Annotated in this window: 13 protein-coding genes; 10 read left to right on the top strand and 3 right to left on the bottom strand. The window is 55.7% G+C overall.

Annotated elements, in window-relative coordinates:
• Positions 1-36 precede the first annotated feature (36 nt).
• Together PMI17_RS15645 and rsmD are read right to left on the bottom strand one after the other, a co-directional pair.
• Positions 37-306 carry a DUF1145 family protein gene (locus tag PMI17_RS15645; protein WP_008109883.1) on the bottom strand — a complete coding sequence of 90 codons (270 nt, stop codon included), beginning with the start codon at positions 304-306 and terminating at the stop codon, positions 37-39.
• Positions 296-895: a 16S rRNA (guanine(966)-N(2))-methyltransferase gene (gene rsmD, locus PMI17_RS15650; protein ID WP_009128516.1), complete on the bottom strand. Its 600-nt coding sequence runs from the start codon at positions 893-895 to the stop codon at positions 296-298. Before rsmD ends, PMI17_RS15645 begins: the two co-directional genes overlap by 11 nt.
• A 231-nt stretch (positions 896-1,126) precedes the next feature.
• Between rsmD and ftsY the strand changes: the two genes are divergently transcribed.
• From ftsY to rpoH, 4 genes are all read left to right on the top strand, one after another.
• On the top strand, positions 1,127-2,578 hold the full coding sequence (gene ftsY, locus PMI17_RS15655) for a signal recognition particle-docking protein FtsY (protein WP_009128519.1): 1,452 nt from the start codon (positions 1,127-1,129) through the stop codon (positions 2,576-2,578).
• 5 nt (positions 2,579-2,583) lie between these two features.
• Positions 2,584-3,252 carry a cell division ATP-binding protein FtsE gene (ftsE, locus tag PMI17_RS15660; RefSeq protein ID WP_009128521.1) on the top strand — a complete coding sequence of 223 codons (669 nt, stop codon included), beginning with the start codon at positions 2,584-2,586 and terminating at the stop codon, positions 3,250-3,252.
• A complete protein-coding gene (gene ftsX / locus PMI17_RS15665; RefSeq protein WP_009128523.1) occupies positions 3,242-4,225 on the top strand; it encodes a permease-like cell division protein FtsX in 984 nt (327 codons plus the stop codon). The genes ftsE and ftsX overlap by 11 nt, the downstream gene beginning before the upstream one ends.
• A gap of 239 nt (positions 4,226-4,464) precedes the next feature.
• The gene (gene rpoH / locus PMI17_RS15670; protein WP_009128524.1) at positions 4,465-5,322 is read left to right on the top strand and encodes an RNA polymerase sigma factor RpoH; all 858 of its coding nucleotides are present in this window, start codon (positions 4,465-4,467) and stop codon (positions 5,320-5,322) included.
• A 173-nt stretch (positions 5,323-5,495) separates the two neighbouring features.
• On the opposite strand, the gene panM is transcribed toward rpoH, so the two are convergent.
• On the bottom strand, positions 5,496-5,882 hold the full coding sequence (gene panM / locus PMI17_RS15675) for an aspartate 1-decarboxylase autocleavage activator PanM (protein WP_009128526.1): 387 nt from the start codon (positions 5,880-5,882) through the stop codon (positions 5,496-5,498).
• A 401-nt stretch (positions 5,883-6,283) separates the two neighbouring features.
• Between panM and PMI17_RS15680 the strand changes: the two genes are divergently transcribed.
• The 6 genes from PMI17_RS15680 to ugpB all read left to right on the top strand — a co-directional run bounded on the left by PMI17_RS15680 (position 6,284) and on the right by ugpB (position 12,720).
• Positions 6,284-7,411, top strand: a complete 1,128-nt coding sequence (locus PMI17_RS15680; RefSeq protein ID WP_009128528.1) for a branched-chain amino acid ABC transporter substrate-binding protein — start codon at positions 6,284-6,286, stop codon at positions 7,409-7,411.
• Between the two features lie 66 nt (positions 7,412-7,477).
• Positions 7,478-8,404 carry a high-affinity branched-chain amino acid ABC transporter permease LivH gene (gene livH / locus PMI17_RS15685; RefSeq protein WP_008109897.1) on the top strand — a complete coding sequence of 309 codons (927 nt, stop codon included), beginning with the start codon at positions 7,478-7,480 and terminating at the stop codon, positions 8,402-8,404.
• The gene (locus PMI17_RS15690) at positions 8,401-9,672 is read left to right on the top strand and encodes a high-affinity branched-chain amino acid ABC transporter permease LivM (protein WP_009128532.1); all 1,272 of its coding nucleotides are present in this window, start codon (positions 8,401-8,403) and stop codon (positions 9,670-9,672) included. The genes livH and PMI17_RS15690 overlap by 4 nt, the downstream gene beginning before the upstream one ends.
• Positions 9,669-10,436, top strand: a complete 768-nt coding sequence (gene livG, locus PMI17_RS15695; RefSeq protein WP_009128534.1) for a high-affinity branched-chain amino acid ABC transporter ATP-binding protein LivG — start codon at positions 9,669-9,671, stop codon at positions 10,434-10,436. Before PMI17_RS15690 ends, livG begins: the two co-directional genes overlap by 4 nt.
• 1 nt (position 10,437) lies before the next feature.
• On the top strand, positions 10,438-11,151 hold the full coding sequence (gene livF, locus PMI17_RS15700; RefSeq protein ID WP_009128538.1) for a high-affinity branched-chain amino acid ABC transporter ATP-binding protein LivF: 714 nt from the start codon (positions 10,438-10,440) through the stop codon (positions 11,149-11,151).
• 252 nt (positions 11,152-11,403) lie between these two features.
• Positions 11,404-12,720: a sn-glycerol-3-phosphate ABC transporter substrate-binding protein UgpB gene (ugpB, locus tag PMI17_RS15705; protein ID WP_009128540.1), complete on the top strand. Its 1,317-nt coding sequence runs from the start codon at positions 11,404-11,406 to the stop codon at positions 12,718-12,720.
• Positions 12,721-12,766: the final 46 nt, after the last annotated feature.

Here is a 12,766-nt window from a genome sequence, read left to right on the forward strand (position 1 = left end):
CGCCATTAATGGCGACCTGGTCATAAACCGCACTTTCTACATCTTCGGATAATGCTTTTTTTGCCATGCCAGCAGCTCAAACACGCCAAAGAAGAAGATTTTCGCCTGGGTCACGCCGCTCAGCTTGGGGGCATCTTTCGGCTGAGTGGCGCGCAGTAACACCAGCTGCAAGCCATGCATAATCACCATAAAGAACAGTGCAACATGCACAAAATAGCGCAGCGGTGTCGGGAAGGGTTGCACCAGATTGAGCAGTAAAAAAGCCCAAACGCAAATCATCAGCAAACGTCCTAAATTAAGCCACATCGTGCGTCTCCCGTTGGCGTTGATATAAGCGATACGCAACCTGGCCGGCAATTTTCTCGCGGTACAGATCCCAATTAGCTGGCGCGACGGGCGTGCCGGTTTCCACTTCGCTCTCCACATAAATCAGCGCTTCGGCGGCCAGCCAGCCATTTTGCTCCAGCAGCGTCAATGTTTCCTGTAACAGCCCTTTACGGAACGGTGGATCGACAAAGACCACGTCAAACGGCTCGCCGGGCTGGCTCAGCCACTGCAGCGTATTGGTTTGCACCACGTTAGCTTGAGTGGCGCGCAGCGTTTGCAGGTTCTGTGACAGTTGTTGCGCTACGGAGCGCTCCAGCTCCAGCAGCGTGGCGGATGCGGCGTGACGTGACAGCGCTTCCAGCCCCAATGCGCCGCTGCCGGCGAAGCAATCAAGGCAGCGTGCTTCCTGAATATCCGGCGCTAACCAGTTAAACAGGGTTTCACGCACGCGATCGGTGGTCGGGCGCAAACCTGCGCTATCCGGCACCGGTAATTTACGGCCGCGCCACTGACCGCCAATAATGCGGATCTGGCCTGCAGCGCCGCTGCTGCGGGGGGATTTACTCATTTCGCTCACAACTCGTCATAATTTGTTGCGTAGTTTAACGGGCGTAGCGGGCAGAAGAAACGTTAAAAAAGGGTGCTGTGGTGCGCTGGCTGGAAAGTGTTAGACTACTGAGTTGGTATCGTGCGCGTAATTACCTGATTTTTACGCCGCTCACCCGCTAAAAAATGAATATTTTATCCCCTGGGAACAGCGTGCTACCGGGAATAAGCCATCGAGGAGTAGGGTCACACAATGGCAAAAGAGAAAAAACGCGGCTTTTTTTCCTGGTTAGGCTTTGGCAAAGAAGAAGAGACGCAACAGCCTGCTGAAGAGCAGCAGCAAACTGCCGAGGTGGTCCCAGAGCCCGCCGTTGAAGAGAGTGCGTTAGATCGCGCCGAAGCGCAGGCTGAAGAAACCGTTGCCGTTACCGAACAGGTTGCGGAGCAGCAGAATGAACCGGAAGTCATTGCAGAGCCGGTACTTGAGCAGCAAGAACCTGAGCCGGTTACCGCTATCGAAGAAGAGGTGCTGCCGGAAGCGATTGAACAGCCGGATGTGGCGCCGATCGAAGAAGAGCCGCAGCGGGAAGAGTTAGCCGTCGAGCCAGTCATCGAGGCGGAACCTGAGGACGACGCGCCGTTAAGCGATGAAGAGCTGGAAGCGCTGGCCCTGGCGGAAACCTATGCTGAAGATGCTGAACTAGCAGAAGAAACTCAGGATACCGTGAGCGATTTGCCGCTGGCCGCTGCGCCAATCATTGCGCAGGAGCAGGAGCGTCCTACCAAAGAGGGCTTTTTCGCCCGCCTGAAGCGCAGCCTGGTTAAAACCCGCGAAAATCTCGGTTCTGGCTTTATCAGCCTGTTCCGCGGCAAGAAAATTGATGATGACCTGTTTGAAGAGCTGGAAGAGCAGCTGCTGATTGCTGATGTTGGTGTTGAAACCACGCGCCGTATCATCACCAATCTGACGCAACAGGCCAACCGCAAGCAGCTGCGCGATGCCGAAGCGCTGTACGGCCTGCTGAAAGCCGAAATGTCCGGCATTCTGGAAAAAGTTGATCAGCCGCTGGAAGTGGGCGGTAAAACACCCTTTGTCATCCTGATGGTAGGCGTGAACGGTGTGGGTAAAACCACCACCATCGGTAAGCTGGCGCGTCAGTATCAGGCGCAGGGCAAATCGGTGATGCTGGCGGCGGGTGATACCTTCCGTGCTGCGGCGGTTGAACAGCTGCAGGTTTGGGGCCAGCGTAACGATATTCCGGTGGTGGCTCAGCATACCGGCGCAGATTCTGCTTCAGTGATTTTTGATGCGATTCAGGCTGCTAAATCACGCAACGTGGATGTATTGATCGCCGATACCGCTGGCCGCCTGCAGAACAAATCGCACCTGATGGAAGAACTGAAAAAAATTACCCGTGTGATGAAGAAGCTGGATGAAGAAGCGCCGCATGAAGTGATGCTGACGCTCGACGCCAGTACCGGGCAAAACGCCATCAGCCAGGCCAAACTGTTCCATGAAGCGGTGGGCCTGACGGGCATCACGCTGACCAAACTGGATGGCACCGCCAAAGGCGGCGTGATCTTCTCGGTTGCCGATCAGTTCGGCATTCCGATTCGTTATATCGGTGTTGGGGAAGGCATCGAGGATTTACGGCCGTTTAAGGCCGCAGACTTTATTGAGGCACTGTTTGCCCGAGAGGAATGATTGGGATGATTCGCTTTGAAGAGGTCAGTAAAGCTTACCTGGGAGGACGTCAGGCGCTGCAGGGAGTGGATTTCCATCTGCGTCCCGGCGAAATGGCGTTCCTGACCGGCCATTCCGGCGCGGGGAAAAGTACCTTACTGAAGCTGATTTGTGGCATTGAGCGCCCGAGCGCTGGGCAGATCTGGTTTAGTGGTCACGATATTTCGCGTTTGCGTCACAGCGAAGTGCCATTCCTGCGGCGTCAGATCGGCATGATTTTTCAGGATCACCACTTGCTGATGGATCGTTCGGTCTATGAAAACGTGGCGATTCCGCTGATTATTTCCGGTGCCAGCGGCGAAGATATTCGCCGTCGCGTGTCGGCGGCGCTGGATAAAGTGGGCCTGCTCGACAAAGCGAAAAGCTTTCCGATTCAGCTGTCGGGCGGTGAACAGCAGCGCGTCGGCATTGCCCGCGCGGTGGTGAACAAGCCTGCGGTGCTGCTGGCGGATGAACCGACAGGTAACCTCGACAATGCGCTGTCGGAAGATATTCTGCGCCTGTTCGAAGAGTTCAACCGCGTTGGCGTCACGGTGTTGATGGCAACGCACGATGTCGGATTGATTGCACGCCGAAACTACCGCGTGATGACGCTCAATCAGGGACGTCTGCACGGAGGCCACGATGGTCAATAAACGCAATAAGCGCGCACCTGCGCCGAAAGCGAAGCAGCCTTCTAAAAGCAAAGCGCTGAAGGGCGGCTGGCAGGAGCAGTGGCGCTATGCGCTGCGCGGCACGCTGTCGGATATGTGGCGTCAGCCGCTGGCGACGCTGCTGACGGTGATGGTGATTGCCATTTCTCTGACGCTACCGAGCGTGTGCTACATGGTGTGGAAGAACGTTAGCCAGGCTGCCACGCAGTGGTATCCCGCGCCGCAGTTGACGGTATATCTGGATAAAGCGCTGGATGATACTGCGGCGGAAAACGTCACCGCGCAGCTTAAGCAGCTGGATGGCGTGGATAACGTCAACTACCTGACGCGTGAAGAAGCGCTGAATGAGTTCCGCAACTGGTCAGGTTTTGGTGGCTCGATGGACATGCTGGAGCAGAATCCGCTGCCGGCGGTGGCTATCATCACGCCAAAACTCAACTTCCAGAATTCGGACACCATGGCGAATCTGCGCGATCGGGTAGCGAAAGTGCAGGGCGTGGACGAAGTGCGCATGGATGATAGCTGGTTCGCACGTTTAGCGGCGCTGACCGGCCTGGTGGGGCAGATCGCCTCGATGATTGGTTTGCTGATGGTCGTTGCGGTGTTCCTGGTGATTGGCAACAGCGTGCGACTGAGCATCTTTGCGCGCCGCGACACCATTAACGTGCAGAAGCTGATTGGTGCCACCGATGGCTTTATCCTGCGTCCCTTCCTGTACGGCGGAGCGCTGCTCGGTTTTGGTGGCGCCGTACTGTCGCTGATTCTTTCCGAAGTGCTGGTATTGCGCCTGCAATCGGTGGTGGCGCAAGTCGCCACGGTGTTCGGTACCACCTTTGTGTTGGAAGGCTTTTCCTGGGATGAAGGGCTGCTGTTACTGCTGATCGCGGCCATCATTGGCTGGATTGCGGCATGGCTGGCAACGGTTCAACATTTACGTCGTTTTACGCCGCAGTAACCAAAAGCAACGTTTTTTGATATACTCTTCCTCTGCTGCCGACGACCTGGGAGCAGAGGAATTCTCCTGGTTCCCCCGCCGTCATCTGTGTGTAAAATATTCACTGCTATAATTGAACTTGTGGATAACTTTGTCGTCCAAGTAGCACAGATTGCTTCTGGTTTTCTCGTGACGTTGACATAATGTAACGTCTGCGCAAGGAACTGTGCAGCAAGTCCATTGAATTTGTGAGGGTTTGAATGACCAAAGAAATGCAAACTTTAGCGATTGCTCCTCTGGGTAACCTGGAATCTTACGTCCGGGCTGCCAACAACTGGCCGGTGCTGACGGCAGAAGAGGAAAAAGCATTGGCTGAGCGGCTGCATTACCAGGGCGATCTGGATGCAGCTAAGACGCTGATCCTGTCTCACCTGCGCTTTGTTGTTCATATTGCTCGTAACTACTCCGGTTACGGCTTGCCGCAGGCGGACCTGATTCAGGAAGGTAATATCGGCCTGATGAAGGCGGTGCGTCGCTTCAATCCAGAAGTGGGCGTGCGCCTGGTGTCGTTTGCCGTGCACTGGATTAAGGCAGAGATTCACGAATACGTGCTGCGTAACTGGCGTATCGTGAAAGTCGCGACCACCAAAGCGCAGCGTAAGCTGTTCTTTAACCTGCGTAAAAGTAAACAGCGTCTCGGTTGGTTCAACCAGGACGAAGTGGAAATGGTCGCGCGTGAGCTGGGCGTGAGCAGCAAAGACGTGCTGGAAATGGAATCGCGCATGGCCGCGCAGGATATGACTTTCGACATGTCGTCTGATGACGAAGCGGGCGAAGGCAAACCGATGGCGCCAGTGCTGTATCTGCAGGATAAAACTTCTGACTTTGCCGATGGCATCGAAGAGGACAACTGGGATGCACATGCGGCTGATAAGCTGAGCGATGCGATGCTGAGCCTTGATGAGCGTAGCCAGGACATTATCCGCGCCCGTTGGCTGGACGATGACAACAAAACCACGTTGCAGGAGCTGGCCGATAAATACGGCGTCTCAGCGGAGCGCGTGCGTCAGTTGGAAAAGAACGCCATGAAGAAATTGCGTGTGGCGATTGAAGCCTGATAATTATCAGGCGGAAAAACGGGGCGACTTGATAGTCGCCCTTTTTATTGCCTGAAACACCTTAATTTCATTAGGCAATGACCCGTAGCGGCGCGATTTATCGCGCTGTTTTTATTGCCCATTCCCGATAATGCGCAATAAATTGCGCCGCTACTGATTGAGATTGGCTGGACTTATTTCACCCAACCATCAACCTGCGCGCGAAAACCACAGGCCTGCATAAAAGCAGCCCGCACGCCTTGATCGGCCTCGCCATCATCGGCAATCCACCAATCCGTCAACGCACCATTCTGCGCAATTGTCTCTTCCAGCAAATATTGCCCCACGCCGCGCCGCTGCGTGACTTCACGCACGTTGAGATGGGTGATCTTCCCCTGCGTGTCGCTAAGCGTTAACTGCAATGCCGCCAGCAGCCGATCGTTAAAACGCGCGGCATACAGATGCTGCGTGTCGCTGAGTTGTGCTTCGAGTTGCACAATATCGATTCCGGGCCAGACTTTAGCTAAATCGATGCGATCCTGGGCGGTTAACGATGCTAAGCGCTGGATTGTCAGCTTCATACCTAATACCTGTACTAGTGCAAAGGCGATAGTGTAGCGAATTTAGACAGTCAGAGCGCTGTCACTTTTTTGCGATGAAAATAGGTCAAATGCCAGCCGGTTTGCCAGGATTGTGGAGTAAGCCAGCAACGATCGTTGAAAAACCCAGCATAACGCGCTGCTATCCTGCTGAAAATTCGGCCATAACAACCAGACGATTCTGCTGATCCACTCAGTCAATTCTGAATATGTCAGTTGATTTACAGAAGAAAGTTCCTGTTTAATAACCTGAAAAATAAAGCCTTATTACCAATAAATGCCAGAAAAGCGTGCTAACCCATTATTGCAGAATGAGTTTTCCTCTTTGACTGGCAGAAAATAAAGCAATCACAACACACGACACAACAGATGGGGAAGTTCGCATGAAAATGAGTAAAGGACGCGCATTACTGGCGGGCTGCGTAGCGTTGGCATTGAGCCATGCTGCGCTGGCGAAAGACATCAAAATTGCCATCGTTGGCGCATCAACGGGTCCAGTCGCGCAGTACGGTGACATGCAGTTTACCGGTGCAGCGCAAGCCATTAAGGACATCAACGCCAAAGGCGGCGTGAACGGTGACAAACTGGTTGGCGTGGAATATGACGACGCCTGTGACCCGAAACAAGCGGTTGCGGTTGCCAACAAAGTGGTTAACGACGGCATTAAATACGTTATCGGCCATTTATGCTCCTCTTCTACTCAGCCCGCTTCAGACATCTATAACGACGAAGGCGTACTGATGATCACGCCAGCCGCTACCGCACCCGAGCTGACTGCGCGTGGCTATGCTGACGTGCTGCGCACCACTGGCCTGGACTCCGATCAGGGTCCTACAGCGGCGACGTACATCCTCGATCACATCAAACCAAAACGTATCGCTGTGGTGCATGACAAGCAGCAATACGGCCAGGGCCTGGCGGAATCCGTGCAGAAAACCCTGAAAGCCAAAGGCGGCAACGTGGTGCTGTTTGAAGGTATCACCGCCGGTGATAAAGACTTCTCCACGCTGATTGCGCGTCTGAAGAAAGAGAACGTCGATTTCGTTTACTACGGGGGTTACTACCCGGAGCTGGGCCAGATTCTGCGTCAGGCAAAATCTGCTGGCCTGAATACCGGCTTCATGGGCCCGGAAGGTGTGGGCAACGCCTCACTGTCTAACATCGCGGGTGATGCGTCTGAAGGCCTGTTCGTGACGCTGCCGAAGCGCTATGACCAGCTGCCAGAGAACAAGGCAATCGTTGATGCGATTAAAGCCAACACCGCGTCTAACCGCAAAGATCCAACCGGTCCGTTCGTCTGGACCACCTACGCCGCGATTCAGTCGCTGGTGGCGGGTATCGAGCGCAGCAAGAGCGATGAGCCTGATGCGATTGCGAAGAACCTAAAAGAGGGCGCTGCCGTCCCAACCGTGATGGGCAACCTGAACTGGGATGAGAAAGGCGATCTGAAGGGCTTCGAATTTGGTGTCTTCAAATGGCACAAAGACGGCTCTTCTACCGCAGTTAAGTAATCCCCCCAAATTCCCTCTCCCGCACGCGGGGGAGGGAATTATTCAGCACCAGAGCAGGTCCTCACTATGTCCGAGCAGTTTCTCTATTTCATTCAGCAGATGTTCAACGGGGTTACCCTCGGGAGCACCTACGCGCTGATCGCCATTGGTTACACCATGGTCTACGGCATTATCGGCATGATCAACTTCGCCCACGGCGAGGTGTACATGATCGGTAGCTATGTCTCCTTTATCGTGATTGCCGCCCTGATGATGATGGGCATCGACACCTCGTGGCTGATGATTGCCGCTGGTTTCGTGATGGCGGTAATTATCTCTAGCGCCTATGGCTGGAGCATCGAACGCGTGGCTTACAAGCCGGTGCGATCGTCGAAGCGCCTGATCGCGCTGATCTCGGCCATCGGTATGTCGATCTTCCTGCAGAACTACGTCAGCCTGACGCAAGGTTCGCGCGATCTCGCGCTGCCAAGCTTGATCACCGGGCAATGGACGCTGGGCGAAAGCAACGGCTTTGCCGCCACACTCTCTACTATGCAGCTGGTGATTTGGGTGGTGACCTTCCTGTCGATGCTGGCGCTGACGCTATTCATTCGTTATTCGCGCATGGGCCGCGCCTGTCGCGCCTGTGCGGAAGACCTGAAAATGGCCAGCCTGCTGGGCATCAACACCGACCGCGTTATCTCCCTCACCTTCATCATTGGTGCGGCGATGGCGGCGGTTGCGGGCGTGTTGCTCGGTCAATTCTACGGCTCTATCAATCCGTTTATCGGCTTTATGGCCGGAATGAAAGCCTTTACCGCGGCGGTATTGGGCGGCATCGGCAGTATTCCTGGCGCGATGATTGGCGGCCTGGTGCTGGGCATTGCGGAAGCGCTGACTTCGGCCTATCTGTCGACCGAATATAAAGACGTGGTCTCCTTCGCGCTGCTGATTGTGGTGCTGCTGGTGATGCCAACCGGGATTCTCGGCCGTCCGGAGGTGGAGAAAGTATGAAACGCCTCGGTTTGGTTAACGCCGTCATCTCCACGATGATGTTGCTGGTGCTTGCCACGTTTTTCATGGGCGTACGGCTCGATCTGGATGGCACCAAACTGGTGGTCGCCAACGCGGGCGCGGTACGCTGGAACTGGATCTTCATTGGCTGTGCGGTGGTGTTTGTCTTCCAGCTGCTGCGTCCGCTGGTCCAGGGCAAATTCAAACGCAGCGGCAAAGGTTTTGTGCTGCCGGGTTTTGATGGATCGACGCCGAAGCAGAAGTTGTTGATGGCACTGGTGATTGCCGCGGCAGTGATTTGGCCGTTTCTGGTGTCGCGCGGCAGCGTTGATATCGCCACGCTGACGCTGATCTACGTAATGCTCGGGCTCGGGCTTAACGTGGTGGTGGGATTATCAGGATTGCTGGTGCTGGGCTACGGCGGTTTCTACGCCATCGGCGCTTACACTTTTGCGTTGCTCAACCACTATTACGGCTTTGGCTTCTGGGAAAGCCTGCCGCTGGCCGGTTTGGTAGCGGGAGCCTTTGGTTTGCTGCTTGGCTTCCCGGTGCTGCGCTTGCGCGGCGACTATCTGGCGATTGTGACGCTCGGCTTCGGCGAAATCGTGCGTATTCTGCTGCTGAATAACACGGCGATCACCGGCGGCCCGAACGGTATCGCGCAGATTCCTAAGCCCAGCCTGTTTGGTCTGGAGTTTGGCCGCCGGGTTAGCGAAGGCGGCTGGAGCACCTTCCATGACTTCTTCGGCTTGAAATACGATCCCAGCGACCGCGTGATTTTCCTCTATCTGGTGGCGCTGCTGCTGGTGGTGCTGACGCTGTTTGTCATCAACCGTTTACTGCGCATGCCGCTGGGCCGTGCGTGGGAAGCGCTGCGGGAAGATGAGATCGCCTGCCGTTCGCTTGGTCTGAGCCCAACGCGCATCAAATTGACCGCCTTCACCATCAGCGCCGTGTTTGCAGGCTTTGCGGGTACGCTGTTCGCCGCACGTCAGGGTTTCGTTAGCCCGGAATCCTTTACCTTCGTCGAATCGGCCTTTGTGCTGGCGATTGTGGTGCTGGGCGGCATGGGCTCGCAGCTGGCGGTGATCCTCGCAGCCATTCTGCTGGTGGTCTCGCGCGAGCTGATGCGTGATTTGAATGAGTACAGCATGCTGGTGCTCGGTGGTTTGATGGTGCTGATGATGATCTGGCGTCCGCAAGGTCTGCTGCCGATGAAGCGTCCGCATCTGAAGTTGAAAAGCAGTAAACAAGGAGAGCAGGCATGAGTCAGCCTTTGTTAGCCGTTGAAGGCCTGATGATGCGCTTCGGCGGCCTGTTAGCCGTCAACAATGTGGCGCTGGAGCTGCATCCACAGGAAATCGTTTCGCTGATTGGCCCGAACGGCGCCGGTAAAACCACGGTGTTCAACTGCCTGACCGGTTTTTATAAACCGACTGGCGGCACCATCAAACTGCGCGATCAGCAGCTGCAGGGTTTGCCGGGCCAGAAGATTGCGCGTATGGGCATTGTGCGCACCTTCCAGCACGTGCGCCTGTTCCGCGAAATGACAGTGATTGAAAACCTGCTGGTGGCACAGCATCAGCACCTGAAAAGCGGCGTGTTTTCCGGCTTGTTCAAAACCCCGGCTTTTCGTCGCGGCGAGAGCGAAGCGCTGGATCGCGCAGCGACCTGGCTGGATCGCATCGGCTTGCTGGATCTCGCCAACCGCCAGGCGGGCAACCTTGCTTATGGCCAGCAGCGTCGTCTGGAAATCGCGCGCTGCATGGTGACGCGTCCTGAGATTCTGATGCTGGATGAACCGGCTGCCGGCCTCAACCCGCGTGAAACCCACGAGCTGGATGAGCTGATCGCCGAGCTGCGCGGTGAGCACAAGGTTTCCGTGCTGCTAATCGAACATGATATGAAGCTGGTGATGGGGATTTCTGACCGCATTTACGTGGTGAATCAGGGAACGCCGCTGGCCAACGGTACGCCGGAAGAGGTGCGTAACAATCCGGATGTAATCCGTGCATATTTAGGTGAGGCGTAACATGGCAAACCCGATTTTAACCTTGCAGAGTGTCAGCGCCCATTACGGTCCGATCCAGGCGCTGCACAACATTAATCTGCACATCAATCAGGGTGAAATCGTTACCCTGATCGGTGCCAACGGCGCGGGTAAAACTACGCTGCTCGGCACCTTGTGCGGTGAACCGCGCGCCACCAGCGGCAACATTACCTTTGATGGCAAAGAGATTACCGACTGGCAAACGGCGAAAATCATGCGTGAAGCAATTGCTATCGTGCCGGAAGGCCGTCGGGTATTTTCGCGTATGACGGTGGAAGAGAACCTGGCGATGGGCGGCTTCTTCGCTACGCGGCAGCAGTATCTTGAGCGTATCGATCGCGTCTATCAGCTGTTTTCACGTCTGGCAGAGCGTAAAGCACAGCGTGCGGGCACCATGTCCGGCGGTGAGCAGCAGATGCTGGCGATTGGCCGTGCGCTGATGAGCCAGCCGCGTCTGCTGCTGCTGGATGAGCCTTCGCTGGGGCTGGCGCCAATTATCATTCAGCAGATCTTCGACACCATTGAGCAGCTGCGTAAAGAAGGCATGACCATCTTCCTCGTCGAGCAGAATGCCAACCAGGCGCTGAAGCTGGCCGATCGTGGCTATGTGCTGGAGAATGGCCACGTGGTGCTGGAGGATAGCGGCGAAGCGTTGTTATCCAATGAAGCGGTACGCAGTGCGTATTTAGGCGCGTAACCGCGGTTGCCCTCACCCTAACCCTCTCCCGCAGGCGGGAGAGGGAACCGATCGAGCTTGCATATGGCAGCGTCTCCCTCTCCCGTGGGAGAGGGTCGGGGTGAGGGCACCAGCACGCAGCAGTCCTACCTTATCCCTCTGTCACATCCCCGTCATAAACCTGTTATTAATCCGTCATTTCCCCGTGTCATGTTACGTCGCGAACAAAAAAATGCGCGAATTCGCGCGTAGCTAACAGCACAGGAAAACCTTATGTCCGCTTTTACGCTTCGTCCCCGCCTGATGAGTGTACTGCTCGGTCTGGCGCTCAGCGGTAATGCGCTGGCTGCAACTGAGATCCCTTTCTGGCACTCAATGGAAGGCGAGTTAGGCAAAGAAGTTGATTCTCTGGCACAACGTTTTAACCAGGCTCATCCCGATTACAAAATCGTCCCGACTTATAAAGGTAACTACGAGCAGAGCCTGGCGGCGGGTATTGCCGCTGTGCGCTCTGGCAAAGCGCCCGCGCTGCTGCAGGTGTATGAAGTCGGTACTGCGACCATGATGGCGTCAAAAGCGATCGTGCCGGTCAATGAAGTGTTTAAAAACGCTGGCGTGCAGATGGATCCGCAGCAGTTCGTGCCAGCCGTTGCCGGTTACTACAGCGACAGTAAAGGCCAGCTGATTTCTCAGCCGTTCAACAGCTCAACGCCGGTGCTGTACTACAACAAAGATGCCTTCAAAAAAGCCGGTCTGAACCCGGACCAGCCACCGAAAACCTGGCAGGAGCTGGCGAAAGACGCCGAAGCGCTGCGCAAAGCCGGCCTGACCTGTGGTTACGCCAGTGGCTGGCAGGGCTGGATTCAGATTGAAAACTTCAGCGCCTGGCATGCGCTGCCGGTGGCCACCAAAAACAACGGCTTTGACGGCACCGATGCAGTGCTGGAATTCAACCAGCCGGTGCAGGTGCGCCACATCGAAATGCTGGAAGCGATGAACAAGAAGGGGGATTTCACCTACTTCGGTCGCAAGGATGAATCCACCGCCAAGTTCTACAACGGCGATTGCGGCATCACCACCGCCTCTTCCGGTTCGCTGGCCGACATCAAACACTACGCCAAATTTAACTTCGGCGTCGGCATGATGCCGTACGATGAAACCGTACCGAACGCACCGCAGAACGCCATTATTGGCGGCGCGAGCCTGTGGGTGATGAAAGGCAAAGATGCCAACACCTACAAAGGCGCGGCGGAGTTTATGAAGTTCCTCGCACAGCCGGAAATCGCTGCTGAATGGCACCAGAAAACCGGTTATCTGCCGATCACCACCGCAGCCTATGAGCTGACTAAACAGCAGGGCTTCTACGACAAGAACCCAGGCGCAGACATCGCCACGCGTCAGATGCTGAACAAAGATCCGCTGCCGTTCACCAAAGGTATGCGTCTTGGCAACATGCCGCAGATTCGCACCATCGTGGACGAAGAGCTGGAGGGCGTGTGGACCGGCAAACAGGCACCACAAGCCGCGCTGGATAACGCGGTGAAACGCGGTAATGAACTGCTGCGCCGTTTTGAGCAGCAAGTGAAGTAAACGCTGTTATCTCGGGGCCGACGCCTGGCGTTCGCCCCGATTTCTC

The organism is Pantoea sp. GM01 (assembly GCF_000282675.1).
GTDB lineage: Bacteria > Pseudomonadota > Gammaproteobacteria > Enterobacterales > Enterobacteriaceae > Pantoea > Pantoea nemavictus.